This window comes from Streptomyces sp. NPDC050704, assembly GCF_040654355.1.
Taxonomy (GTDB): Bacteria; Actinomycetota; Actinomycetes; order Streptomycetales; family Streptomycetaceae; genus Streptomyces.
In genome coordinates, this window is the sequence record NZ_JBFAHW010000213.1 from 1 (window position 1) to 9567 (window position 9567).

Consider the following 9567-nt stretch of genomic DNA (forward strand, 5'->3'; position numbering starts at 1 on the left):
TTCATATGTGCTAATCGGGCCGGGTGAGTGGGGGATATTGGGGGCGGGCTGTGCGGGGGGGCGGGTCAACTGTCTGGGGGGGGGGGTGGCGGGCCCGCCGCGCTGCCCGCTCACGCCCTCGCGCCTGTGCACCCGCACGCCTTCGCGCCGTCAGGCCGCCTGCTGGTCGGGGCTGACCTCGATGGGCACCTGCGGACCGTTGGCCTCGCTCAGCCAGCGCCGCAGTACGCGGTGCACGTGCTCGGCGCCGACCAGTTCCTCCCCGTCCTCGACGGGCGCGGAGAGCGCGAGGGGCGACATCAGGAAGGGCCGCCCCTGCGCTCCCCCGAGCCCGCCGTGCGAGCCGATCTGCTCCTCGAACGCGAGGACTTCGCCCTCCTGCGGGTCGTACCAGGAGTTGACCATGATGTCCGCGGTGTGCGGGAACGAGTGCGTACGGCGTACGGCGTCGGCGGCGCCGGGCCCGAACTCGGCGAGCGGGCCCGGGTTCTCGTCCAGCTCGTCCAGGGGGATCTCGGCGCCGTGCGCGCCGAGGACGAGTCCGCCGTGCTCCTCGCTCCGCACGAGTACGAAGCCGACGCCCGGGTGGTTGGCCAGCGTGGTCAGCAGCGCCGGGTACCGGGCGTCGATCTCCTCACGGCTCATCCGGTGCGGTACATCCGTGAAGGACACCAGGCCCAGGTTGCCGGAGGCCAGTACGAGAGGTTCCGAGTGGCGGGACGGGCGGTGCTCCTCGCCGCCCTCCTCGACGGGCCTGCGCAGCGCCGCCCGGACGGCCGCCCTGGCCTCGGCGCCGCTGTGCGTGCGCCGCGCCTTGCGGGGCACGGGCAGCCCGCAGCCGGCCCGGACGAGTTCTCCCAGGCCCAGTCCGTAGCGGCCGCGGAAGGTCTCGCCGGGGCTCTGGCCGTGGTCGGACAGCAGGACGATGCGGTAAGCCCGGGGGGCGTGTTCGCCGACCTGCGCGATCAGGGCGAGCGAGCGGTCCAGGCGCTGCAGGACCTTCTCCACGTCACGGCTGCGCGGGCCCGAATGGTGTGCCACCTCGTCGTACGCCACCAGGTCCGCGTAGACGGAGGCGCGGCCGGCGAGCATGTCCCCGATCACCGCGGCGACCACGACGTCCCGCTCGACGACGGTCGCGAAGGCGCGGATGAACGGGTAGAGGCCGCCGCGGGCGATGCGGGGGCGCTGCTTCCCGAGCCGGGCCCGGGTGGACTCGCCGATCTCGCGGCCGACTTCGGCGACGAAGGACAAGGCCGTGCGGACGGCGTTGGCGGGGTCGGAGAAGTACGCGAAGTAGCCGGCCCGCGAACGGTTCTCCCGCCCCCGCCTGGCGGCCATCGAGAGCACCAGGGCGAGCTGGTCGGCGCCCCCGCTGAAGAGGTTGCCGCGGCTGGCTCCGTCCACGGTGAGCAGGCCGCTGTCGCCGGTGCGTTCCATGGCCCGGCGCTGGAGTTCGGCCGCGCTTGAGGGGCGGTTGCAGACCATGACCTCCCGGCTGTCCTTCTCGTACCAGCGGAAGGCGGGGACGTCGTGGTTGGAGCCGTGCAGGATGCCGAGCTGGCTGGCGCCGGTCTGGCTCGACCAGTCGGTGCGCCAGGGGACGAGCCGGTGGGTGGGGCGAGGGGCGGGGCGGGAGGCGGGCTCGGGGGTCGGGCCCGCGCCGAGCCAGCCGGCGACGGTGGGCATCAGGCCCTGGCCCACGGCCGCGAGGAGTACGTCGTGGCCCACGCCGTCGAGTTGGAGGAAGACCGTGCCGCAGGTCGCCGGGCCCGTGTCCGGCGGTTCCTCGACACGGCGGCGGTCGGAGAGCCGGTACAGCCGCCTCCGGTACGCGTCGTCGTCCCGCACGGCGAGGGCTCCGCCGGTCGCCGAGGCGACCGCCGACATCACCGCGGCGACCACCACGGCGGTCTCCGGGGCGGCCTCGCTCTCTCCCGACGGGATGATGCGCAGCGCGAGCAACAGGAGCGAGCCGTTGAGGAAGAAGACGAGCAGTCCGAGGACGAGCGCGGGTACCAGGAGCAGGGCCCTGACGAGCAGCGGCCACACCACGGACGAGAGCACGCCGAAGGCTCCGGCGCCGAGTGCGGCGGTGACGGCGATACGGGTGGCGCTGTCGCCGTCGGCCGACTGGATTCTGAAGTCCGGCAGGATTCCGGCGAGCGCCAGCATGGTCACCGTGGACACGGCCCACACCGCGATACTCCGCCAGACCGCGCTCGCCAGCCTTCGCCATCGCGCTCCGCTCACGCCGTGCCCACCCTCACCCTCACGCTCCGCTGACAGCCAGTCCGGACTCAACCTTGTCATAACGAGTGGAGGTGGCTTTGGGCTCCGCGGGATGGGCCGTGGATCAGCTGCGGGCCGTCCTGGGCTGGTCGCGCAGTTCCCCGCGCCCCTTACGGGGCGCTCAACCGGGAAGGCTCAGCGGCCGTCGTAGCCTGCTGTCGGCATCGACAGGCGGCGGTGGACGCGGGCCTTCATCTGGGCGTCGTAGGCGGGTTCCGCGTGGCCGACCGTCTCGATGCGTACCCCGCGCCGCGCGCACTCGGCGGTGAACTCGTCGACGGAGGCGAGCGCCCGCTCCAGGACGCGGTGGCTGGGTGCGACGAAGAGGTCGACGAGGCCCGCTTCGACGTCCCCCCAGAGCGCGCAGTGGTCGGGCCGCAGTCCTCGTACGAGCAGTTCGCGGGTGACCACATAGCCGCGCTCGGCCGCCCAGCGCGCGCACATGGCGTGCTGACTGCGGGAGTCCACCAGGAAGGGGTCGGCCTCCAGTTCCTCCAGCGGCGTCAGACTCGCGATCGTCGTGACTCGCAGCATGCCGGAGGCACCGTGTGTGTCTCCCATGGCGTCCCCCCTCACCTCCGGGTTTCGTCGCCGACCCTACTCCTGCCCGTAGGCTCTGGGGGAGTCGCGCGAAGGGGGCAAAGGAGTGCCGGTGGAGATCACCTGGTGGGGTCACGCCACCTGCACCGTCGAGGATTCGGGTACGCGGGTGCTCACCGACCCGCTCTTCGCGCGCCGGCTCGCGCATCTGCGGCGCCGCGGCGGAGCGCCGCCCCCGGCCGAGGCGGCGGTGGCGGAGGTGGCCCTGGTCTCGCATCTGCACGCCGACCATCTGCACGTCCCCTCGCTGGCCCGGCTCGCCCCGGGCACTCGGGTGCTGGTGCCGAAGGGCACCGGGCGCGCGGTGCCCGGGCTGCGCAGGCTCGGCCATCTACGGCTCACCGAGGTGGCGCCCGGCGACGAGACAAGGGTCGGTGACCTGGTCGTACGGACTGTGTCCGCGCGGCACGACGGGCGGCGGCTGCCGGTCGGACCGCACCGCGCGCCCGCCCTCGGCTATGTGATCGAGGGCGAGGCACGGACGTACTTCGCCGGGGACACGGGCCTGTTCGAGTCGATGGCCAAGGAGGTCGGCCCCGTCGATGTGGCGCTGCTGCCGGTCGGCGGCTGGGGCCCGTATCTGGGCGAGGGCCACCTGGACGCCGGGCGGGCCGCCGAGGCCCTGGCCCTGCTGCGGCCGGCGAGCGCGGTGCCGGTGCACTACGGCACGTACTGGCCGATCGGGATGGACGCCGTGCGCCCCCACGAATTCCACGCGCCCGGCGAGGAGTTCGTGCGCCTGGCCGCCGAGCGTGCGCCGGAGGTCGCGGTGCACCGGCTGGAGCACGGCGGAAGTGTGCGCCCGGAGATCGCCGGGTATCGCACTCCCCCGAGTGCCGCCGGGGAAGCGCCCGCCGACCGGAGCGGTGACCGACGGGAGGGCGAGACCCGGTGAGACACGTGCTCGCCGCCGCGGCCACGACCGTGCCGCCGGAGTCCACCCAGCAGGCGATCGGCTATCCGTCGCTGTTCCTGCTGGTGCTGATCGGCGCGCTGGTGCCGGTGGTGCCGACGGGTGCGCTGGTGAGTTCGGCGGCGGTGGTGGCCTTTCACCAGACGGCGCCGTTCTCGATGGCGCTGGTCTTCGCGGTGGCGGCGCTCGCGGCGTTCCTCGGGGACGTCGCGCTGTACTGGCTCGGGCGGCGGGGCATGAACTCGAAGAACGGCTCGCGCTGGCTGGCGGCGATCCGGGACCGCGCACCGGAGGACCGCCTGGCCCAGGCCCAGGAGAAGCTCGCGGATCACGGCGTGGCGGTACTCGTGCTGTCCCGGCTGGTCCCGGCGGGCCGTATCCCGGTGATGCTGGCCTGCCTGATGGCGAAGTGGCCGATGCGCCGCTTCGCCCGCGGCGACGTCCCGGCATGCCTGGCCTGGGCAGCGACGTACCAGCTGATCGGCGTCCTCGGCGGCTCCCTCTTCGAGGAACCATGGGAGGGCGTGGCGGCGGCGGTAGTCCTGACCGTGGCGATCAGCACGGCTCCCAGCGTATGGCGCCGAGTCCGCCGACCGGCCCGCCCTTAAGGGGCGCGGGGAACTGCGCGACCAGCCCCCACGAACCCGCAGTCACGTACCGCCCCAAAGCACCCCACCCCTACCTCAACACCCTTGACGCCCCAACAGGCAGATCCCACAGATCCTCCCGACTCAGACCCGCCGCCTCCCACGCCGTACGCACACGCGTGAGCGGCTCAAGCACGGGCTCCGCAGACAACACGAACGTCCCCCAGTGCATCGGCGCCATCCTCCGAGCCCGGAGATCCTGAACCGCCCGCACCGCCTCCTCCGGATCACAGTGAACGTCCCTGAGCCACCACCGGGGGTCATACGCCCCGATGGGCAGCAGCGCGAGATCGATCCCGGGATAACGGTCACCGATCCGGGAGAACCAGTGCCCGTACCCCGTGTCGCCGGCGAAGTACACCCGCTGCCCGTCGGACCCGGTCAGCACCCACCCGCCCCACAGCGTCCGGCACGTGTCGTGCAGGCTGCGCTTGGACCAGTGGTGGGCGGGCACGAAGTCGAAGCGGACACCACCGAGTTCGGCAGCCTCCCACCAGTCCAGTTCGGTCACGTGCGTGAAGCGGCGGCGCCGGAACCAGCGGCCGAGTCCGGCCGGGACGAACACCGGTGTGTCACGCGGGAGTCGGCGCAGGGTCGGAGCGTCCAGGTGGTCGTAGTGGTTGTGGCTGATGACGACCGCGTCGATGCGCGGCAGCGCGCTCCAGGGCACGCCGACGGGCGTGACCCGGGCGGGGGTTCCGAGGATCTTCCGGGACCAGACCGGGTCGGTGAGGACCGTCAGACCGCCGATCCGGATCACCCAGCTCGCGTGCCCCGCCCAGGAGACGGCGACCGTGCGCGCGTCCACGCGGGGCAGCGGGCCCGGCTCGTACGGCAGCCGCGGCACGTCGGCGAGCCCTTCGGGACTCGGCCGCAGCGCGCCCTCGCGGGCGAACCGCGCGAAACCGCTGATGCCCGGCAGCGGGGCGGTCAGCCGGTCCACGAAGGAGCCGGGCCAGACGCGCCGCTCGCCGAGCGGGCGGACCACCGTGCGGGGCGGCCGGGGGCCGGCTGCCGGGGCGGCTGCCCCGGCGAGCGAGGACACCGGATCGTCGGCGTCCTTGGACGTGGTGGTCGTGGTCGACTCGGACTGCTGCGTCATCGAGGGGACTCCCATCGCCGAGCGTCGTCGCGGAGATCGTCGAAGGACGATCCCAGCAGACTCAACGCGCGTTCCACATGCGGCAATTCCAGAGGTTCCGGTGACGTGAGAGACGCCGAACGCTCCTCGTCGGTTGTGCCGAGGAGCGGCCCGGTGGCCAGGCGTACCCGCAGCGCGCCGAGGTCGTCGCCGAAGCGGTGGCCGCCGGGCGCGGGCATGCCGAGCCGCGCGGTGAGGAAGTCCTCCAGTTCCTGGGCGTCGCCGACGCCGCGCCGGACGAGCGCGTGGCGCAGCGGGCCGAGGTCCGCGTACAGGTGGCGGCCCGCCCGCGGGGGCCGGGAGAGGGCGCCCGCGGTCACGACGGCGTGGTGCGCGGCGGCGGCCACGCGCGCGTGCAGCCGTACGGACGCGGCGAGCCGCACGGTGATCTCGTCGGGCTCGTCGAGCGCGTACGCGGCGGCCGCGGCGACCGGGGCCGCGATCCGGGCGCCGAGCGCCGTGAGCACGTCGAGGACGCGGTCGCGCAGCCGGCTGCCGGTGGCGTTGTCGGGGAAGCGGGCGACGGCGGCCGGCCAGCCGGGCGGCAGGAAGGGGCCGGACAGGTCGGTGAGGACCGTGACCCGGTCCGGGAGCATCTCGGCGGGGCTCAGCAGCACGGTGTCCTGCGGCTCGTGCAGGGTGTCGCGCCAGGTCTCGTCGCTGACCAGGTGCAGCCCCTCCGCCGCGGCCGCCTCGATGGTCTCGTGCACCACCTCGGGCGGCGCGACGGTGGCGGCGGGGTCGTCGGCGACGGACAGCACGAGCAGCCGCGGGTCGCCGCCCTCCGCGCGCACGCGGCGCACGGTCTCCAGGAGGGCGTACGGATCGGGGACGCCGCCGCACTCGGCGGGCGTCCCCACGTGGAAGACGGATCTGCCCAACAGGCGTGCCTGCGGCGCCCACCAGGCCGCGCACGGGCGCGGCAGCAGGACGTCGCCGCCGAGCGCGGCGGTCAGTGCGAGGAGCAGCGCGGGGGCGCCGGGTGCCGCGACCGTCCGGTCGCGGTCGGCGGGCAGTCCGCGCCGGGCCCAGTAGGCGCAGGCGGCGTCGAGGAGCGCGGGACCGCCGCCGGTCGGTTCGGTGTGCGCGCCCGCCGCGGCCGCGGCGAGTCCGGGTGGCACGGGCAGGCCCTGGCCGGGGAGCGGCGGTCCGTAACGGACCGGCCCGTGCCCTTCCGGCTCTGTCCCCCGCATGCGTACCTCCGCGCTCCGGTCCGTCGGTCCTGTCTGCCCTGTCTGCCCTGTCGTTCCTGTCGGTCCGTGGCCCGTCGTGTTCGCCACGGTGCCGGTTGTGCTCCTGGGCTTCGAGTACTCATGGCTCTCAGTACCCAGTGGCTCGCGCCGCCAACTCAGCCTTTCGGGGACGGCTCCCGGCGGCGCAGTCTGTGGACGGCGGCACCGAGGGCGCCCGCGATGAGGGCGCCGCCCGCGCCGAGGGCGATCGGCGAGTCGGTGAAGGTGCCGCCCGCGCCCGCGCGCACACCGTGCTCGACGACCGTGCCACGGGAGCTCTCACCAGAAGCCCCGGACACCGTGAACGACGCGCTCCACGGCTTCCCCTGGCCACCGGGCGCCGCCGGGCAGACGCCGTCCACGCCCCACTCCGAGGTCTTGCCGACCGCGTCGGGCGCCCGGTCCTCGAAGTCCGCACCGCCCTCGAACGTCGTGTCGCCCTCGGACTTGCCGCCCGCCTCGGGTTTCGCCGTGACCGCGATACGTGCGGTGCCGCTGTAGGCCGGGCCCGCCGCGGTGTCGTCGTCGCCCGCGGCCTTGTGCAGCTCGACGGTGCCCTGCTCGAAGGCCTGCGAGGAGGCCTCGACGGTCTCCGGTGCGGGTCCGCCGGTCGGCTCGCAGGAGACGGAGACCGTCACGGTGTCGCCGGGGGCCACGGTGCGCGGACTGACCTCCGCCGTCGGATTCGCGGTTGCAGCGGTGGTGGCGGTGCCCAGGGCGGCGGCGGTGAGGGCGGTGGCGGACAGGGCACGGACGGTACGGCGCATGGGCCGGGACATGGGCATGGGCATGGGCTGGGCTCCTTCGGCCGACGGCTGGGAACCCCCACGCCCGTACGGCGGCGGAGGCGGGGCACGGCCGACATGCCCCGCAGCCCATCAGAGCCCGGCGACCGCCCGGGCGCGCGCGGCCGGGCACCATTCGTGCCACGCCGACGCCCGAGCGGGTGACGGCACACACGCGTGTGTGCCGGGCCCGATGAGCCCGGCACACGTCCGTAGGGATGGGGGAACGCGGCGGTGCGGGAATGCTCGGAATGCGGTCGGGGCTCAGAGGCCCCCTAGTTCGACAGGGACACGAGCTCCTGCTCCAGACCTCGGCCCCGTGTCTCGACGAGGGCCGAGGCGACCTCGGACAGTTTGCGGTTGGTGCCCTGCGAGATGCGGCGCAGGACCCCGAAGGCCGTGTCCGCGTCGCAGCCCAGCACATGCATGACGATGCCGCACGCCCGGTCCACGACGGGGCGGGTGCGCATCGCGGCGCCCAGCTGGTCGAGTTCGGTGAGCGCGGCGCGATAGGAGCGGTCGCGTACGAGACAGGTGGCGGCGAGGTCGCCGAGTGCCCGTGCGGGGCCGCGCGAGGCGTCCTCCAGGCGGCCCGGACGGAAGCTGTACAGGCTGAGCGTGACCGTCAGGCCCGAACGGCGGAAGGGGATCGTGACGCTGGAGCGTACGCCCGAGTCGAGCGCCATCGCCCGGTACTGCGGCCAGCGCTCCTCACGCAACAGGTCACCCGACTCGACGGGCTCACCGCCCGCCAGCGCGGTGGGGATCGGGCCGTCCCCGGAACGGAGCTGGACCGAGACGAGTGCCGCGAGGTCCGGGTGCGTCACCGCGGCCGGCCGCTCCGTGCCGCCGTCTGACACGGTCGTGCCCGCGCCGCAGCAGTCCGCTGTGCAGCGCACGGCCTGTTCGGCGAGTTCCGACAGTCGACGACCCGGATGTGCGGATTCCGGGGAGTCCGTCCCCCGAGGGCCAAGATGTTCGGTATCCGGCATCTTCACTCCTCCTCTACTCTGCGCGTTCCCGCTCACCTGCGGGGAAAACGAGTTCGAGGGGTTCCGCTCCCGCCACCCCGGAAAGGATGGTGACGAGCTACGTTCATCGCATGGCGCAGACGGAAGAATTCGGTGAGGAACTCGCGGATTTCGTGCGCCGTGTCGCGGAGTTGAAGGCGGCACGGTCCGTACCTCAGAACGACCTGCCGACCGTGCTGGACGCGGCGATCTTCGAACTCGACCATGTGGCCGACCAGTTGTGGCCGTGGTACGAACGGCTGACCGCCACCGGCGGGTCGAACGCCACGTCCAACGACCGCCCCGAGCAGCAGCTCCTCAAGGCGATCTTCCAGCGTCTGCCGCTGCCCGTCGCACTGATCGACCGCGAGACGGTGGTCCGCCGGCTGAACTTCGCGGGGACCAACTTCACCGGCGTCCGGGCGGGTTACGCCACGGGGCGCCCGCTCACCGGCTTCCTCGCGCACGCCGACCGGATCGCGTTCCGTTCCCAGACCGCGGCGGTGGCGCGCGGCGAGGGCGACCGCAGTCTCACCGTTCACCTTCAGCAGCGTCCCGCCGTTCCCGTACACGCGACGCTCACCGGGCTGCGGCCGAGCGGTGAGCCGCGTACGGCCGTACTGGTGGTGCTCCAGCCCGCCGGTACGCGGGTGCCGTCGGCCGAGGGCGGGCCCGGACCGGTGCCGGACCTCGGCGAGACGACCCGGCACGCCGCACTGATGGACCTGCTGGACGCGATGACCACGGCGCTGCTGGCCGAGCCCGCCAAGACCCGGGCCGCCGTGCTGGAGCGGGCGTCCCGGGTGCTGCGCGGGCGGTTCGCGGACTGGGTGGTGGCCGACGAGGGGGCCGCCCGCCTGCTCCGTACGACCGTCCTCGGCCCGGCCGACCAGCCGGACCTGCGGGCCGAGGACCTGGCGGCGCAGGATCCCGCCGCGTGCCCCCTC

Annotated in this window: 9 protein-coding genes; 3 read left to right on the top strand and 6 right to left on the bottom strand. The window is 73.8% G+C overall.

Annotation, left to right across the window (positions count from 1 at the left end; all coding sequences use genetic code 11):
- Positions 1 to 150 precede the first annotated feature (150 nt).
- Together AB0I18_RS50635 and AB0I18_RS50640 are read right to left on the bottom strand one after the other, a co-directional pair.
- On the bottom strand, positions 151 to 2253 hold the full coding sequence (locus tag AB0I18_RS50635; RefSeq protein WP_363112642.1) for a phage holin family protein: 2103 nt from the start codon (positions 2251 to 2253) through the stop codon (positions 151 to 153).
- 174 nt (positions 2254 to 2427) lie between these two features.
- A complete protein-coding gene (locus AB0I18_RS50640) occupies positions 2428 to 2853 on the bottom strand; it encodes a hypothetical protein (protein WP_363112643.1) in 426 nt (141 codons plus the stop codon).
- Between the two features lie 85 nt (positions 2854 to 2938).
- On the opposite strand from AB0I18_RS50640, the gene AB0I18_RS50645 reads away from it, so the two are divergent.
- Together AB0I18_RS50645 and AB0I18_RS50650 are read left to right on the top strand one after the other, a co-directional pair.
- Complete coding sequence (locus AB0I18_RS50645) at positions 2939 to 3787, top strand: MBL fold metallo-hydrolase (protein WP_363112644.1); 849 nt, start codon at positions 2939 to 2941, stop codon at positions 3785 to 3787.
- A complete protein-coding gene (locus AB0I18_RS50650) occupies positions 3784 to 4413 on the top strand; it encodes a VTT domain-containing protein (protein ID WP_363112645.1) in 630 nt (209 codons plus the stop codon). Before AB0I18_RS50645 ends, AB0I18_RS50650 begins: the two co-directional genes overlap by 4 nt.
- Before the next feature lie 70 nt (positions 4414 to 4483).
- Here the strand turns inward: AB0I18_RS50650 and AB0I18_RS50655 are convergent, their stop codons facing one another.
- From AB0I18_RS50655 to AB0I18_RS50670, 4 genes are all read right to left on the bottom strand, one after another.
- Complete coding sequence (locus AB0I18_RS50655) at positions 4484 to 5554, bottom strand: MBL fold metallo-hydrolase (protein WP_363112646.1); 1071 nt, start codon at positions 5552 to 5554, stop codon at positions 4484 to 4486.
- Positions 5551 to 6786: an aminotransferase class I/II-fold pyridoxal phosphate-dependent enzyme gene (locus AB0I18_RS50660; protein ID WP_363112647.1), complete on the bottom strand. Its 1236-nt coding sequence runs from the start codon at positions 6784 to 6786 to the stop codon at positions 5551 to 5553. The genes AB0I18_RS50655 and AB0I18_RS50660 overlap by 4 nt, the downstream gene beginning before the upstream one ends.
- Before the next feature lie 155 nt (positions 6787 to 6941).
- The gene (locus AB0I18_RS50665; RefSeq protein WP_363112648.1) at positions 6942 to 7616 is read right to left on the bottom strand and encodes a hypothetical protein; all 675 of its coding nucleotides are present in this window, start codon (positions 7614 to 7616) and stop codon (positions 6942 to 6944) included.
- Between the two features lie 269 nt (positions 7617 to 7885).
- Positions 7886 to 8602: a GAF and ANTAR domain-containing protein gene (locus AB0I18_RS50670; protein WP_363112649.1), complete on the bottom strand. Its 717-nt coding sequence runs from the start codon at positions 8600 to 8602 to the stop codon at positions 7886 to 7888.
- Positions 8603 to 8712: 110 nt separating this feature from the next.
- Between AB0I18_RS50670 and AB0I18_RS50675 the strand changes: the two genes are divergently transcribed.
- The coding region (locus tag AB0I18_RS50675; protein WP_363112650.1) for a PAS domain-containing protein at positions 8713 to 9567 on the top strand (855 nt) is incomplete at its 3' end.